At 62.0% G+C, this 1,565-nt stretch carries 2 protein-coding genes; both read right to left on the reverse strand.

Features of this window, described 5'->3' with window-relative positions; all coding sequences use genetic code 11:
* Positions 1–181 (reverse strand): flagellin N-terminal helical domain-containing protein (locus ABIA96_RS36540; RefSeq protein ID WP_488225938.1); only part of this gene is annotated, 181 nt, incomplete at its 3' end.
* A gap of 320 nt (positions 182–501) precedes the next feature.
* Positions 502–1,565 (reverse strand): DUF1522 domain-containing protein (locus ABIA96_RS36545; RefSeq protein ID WP_354141721.1); only part of this gene is annotated, 1,064 nt, incomplete at its 5' end.

Below are 1,565 nucleotides of genomic sequence, written 5' to 3' on the forward strand. Positions count from 1 at the left end.
TGATGTCGCTGGCGCGGTTGTCGAGCGACTGGGCCGTGAAGAAGTTGGTGGGATTGTCCAGGGCCGAATTGACGCTCTTGCCGGTCGACAAACGGTTCTGTGTGGTGGCGAGCAGATCGGCGGTGGACTGGAGGGAGAGGAGGTTCTGACGAACCGACGCAGAGAGAACAATACCGGACATGACTTTTACCCTTCTGGCTTACGCGTCTTCGTTCGACCGCTTCGGATCGAGTGACGGGCTCAGCGTGCCGCGACATGGCTAACAAAGGGTGAAACGAGACGTGCCCGCATAAGCACCGGTTCACCATAAACCGGCGAAAGGCGCCGGCAGGGTCGGCAATCAGTCTGAAATCATTGATGATTCTGCGCGCTTACGCTCCATTAACCATAACCGCTGGTTACTTTTCAGAACGCCGCCTGCCCCTCGAGTGTTGACCGACGAAAAAAAGCGGCGGGGCCGAAGCCCCGCCGCTCTGTTGTTTTTCGATGGTCTTCCGCGATTTAGCGGAGCAGCTGAAGCACGCTCTGCTGCGACTGGTTGGCCAGCGACAGCGCGGAGACCGCGATCGACTGACGGGTCGACAGCGCCTGGCTGTTCGCCGCTTCGACGTTGGTGTCGGCCAGCGTCAGGTTCGACGAGCCGGTCTGCAGCACGTTGATCAGGTTCTTGTTGAAGTCCTGACGAACCTGCACGATCGTCAGGTTCGAACCGAGCGCCGAGGCTTCCGAGCGCAGGGTGCTGGAAGCGGTATTCAGGTTGGTCAGCACCTTGTTGGTGGCAGCGTTGTCGATGAAGTCGACACCACCGGTCAACGCAGCGAGGCCCAGACCCTTGGAGTTGTAGGTCACGCCCGTGATGCTGAGGTTGGACTTGCCGGTCTCGTCGAACACCAGCTTGAGCTGATCGCCGTTCAACAGGTTGACGCCGTTGAACGAAGAGTCCTGCGAGGTCGAGTCGATCTGCTGGAGGATGTTGTTGTACTGGTTGACGAGGTTAGCGCGGGCGGTCTGCGCAACCGTGTCCTGGACGGGGCTGGAAGCCGTCGAGAACGTCAGCGATGTGGTCAGCGTGCCGCCGATCGCACCACCCGCGGCGCTCGACCCGATCGTCGAGGACGCGTAGTCGTTGGTGGTCGAGACCGTCAGCAAGCCGTTGGCGTCGATCGTGGCGGTCAGGTTGTTGGCCTGCAGCGCCGAGTTGAGTTGATCGAGCGTCTTGACCGTGCCGTTGGTGCCATCGCCGAAGGTGACATTGACCGCCGTGCCGGCGCTGAAGGAGGAGAAGGTCAAGGTCTTGCCGGTGATGCCGCCGACGCCGGAGGTGCGCGCCGCGGTGAAGGCGGTCGCAGTGCCGGTGTTGCCGGCGAAGCCGAGCCCGTTCAGCGCATTGCCGGTGCCGGTGATCGACAGGTCGGCATTGACGCCGGTCGAGATCTTGAGCTGACCAGAGGCGTTGACCGACGAGTTGGTCTGGCCGGTTGCGGTCGCCAGCGTCGCGGTGCCGTTGGCGTTGACCGTCGCGGTCTGCACGCCGGTGGCAAGATCGATCGCCTTCAGCACGTCAT

It is taken from the genome of Bradyrhizobium sp. LB11.1, from assembly GCF_040549385.1.
In the GTDB taxonomy this organism is placed as follows: domain Bacteria; phylum Pseudomonadota; class Alphaproteobacteria; order Rhizobiales; family Xanthobacteraceae; genus Bradyrhizobium.